The organism is Niastella sp. OAS944, from assembly GCA_024809215.1.
Classification (GTDB): Bacteria; Bacteroidota; Bacteroidia; order Chitinophagales; family Chitinophagaceae; genus Niastella.
Genome location: JANUBW010000030.1, coordinates 1 through 1184, shown reverse-complemented (window position 1 = coordinate 1184; position 1184 = coordinate 1). Strand labels below are relative to the sequence as shown.

Annotated in this window: 1 pseudogene; it reads left to right on the top strand. The window is 46.5% G+C overall.

Annotated elements, in window-relative coordinates:
* Positions 1-1184 (top strand): annotated as a pseudogene (locus GGD38_RS37350) (gliding motility-associated C-terminal domain-containing protein); the annotation flags it as partial.

Below are 1184 nucleotides of genomic sequence, written 5' to 3'. Positions count from 1 at the left end.
ACGCCTTTGCCAACTAGTTCTAACAATGGTATCACTGGATCTTGGTCACCGGCACTTAATAATACGTCAACTACCACTTATACCTTTACACCAACAGCAGGTCAGTGCGCATCGACGGCAACGATGACAATTACGGTTAATCCGAATGTAACACCGACGTTTACAGCGGTTGCTCCTATTTGCGCTGGGGCTACTTTAACGCCACTGCCAACTACTTCTACCAATGGTATTACGGGTAGCTGGGCGCCGGCTTTGGATAATACAGCAACAACTACTTATACCTTTACACCAACAGCTGGGCAGTGTGCGACTACGACGACTTTGACTATAACAGTTAATCCAAATGTAACACCGACGTTTACAGCCGTTGCGCCAATCTGTTCGGGAGCTACTTTGTCGCCATTACCAACAACATCTAATAATGCTATTACTGGTAGCTGGTCGCCTGCTTTGGATAATACGACTACAACAACCTATACGTTTACGCCAACTGCCGGACAGTGTGCTACTACAACGACTTTGACTATTACAGTTAATCCAAATGTAACACCGACGTTTACAGCTGTTGCGCCAATATGTTCTGGAGCTACCCTTTCTCCATTACCAACTACTTCTAACAATGGCATTACGGGTACATGGGCGCCGGCACTTAATAATACGGCAACTACAACTTATACCTTTACGCCGAGTGCAGGACAGTGCGCGACTACAACAACTTTAACTATTACCGTCAATCCAAATGTAACCCCGACTTTTACAGCCGTAGCGCCAATATGTTCGGGAGCTACCTTGTCTCCACTACCAACTAGTTCTAACAATGGCATTACGGGTACCTGGGCGCCGGCACTTAATAATACCGCAACTACAACATATACATTTACGCCTGGTGCAGGACAGTGTGCTACTACAACGACTTTAACAATTACCGTTAATCCGAATGTTATACCGACGTTTACGGCTGTAGCGCCGATCTGTTCGGGAGCTACATTGTCGCCCTTGCCAACTAGTTCTAACAATGGTATCACTGGATCTTGGGCGCCGGCACTTAATAATACAGCAACTACAACTTATACATTTACGCCGAGTGCCGGACAGTGTGCGACTACAACGACTTTAACGATCACAGTTAATCCGAATGTTACACCGACGTTTACGGCTGTAGCGCCGATCTGTTCAGGAGCTAC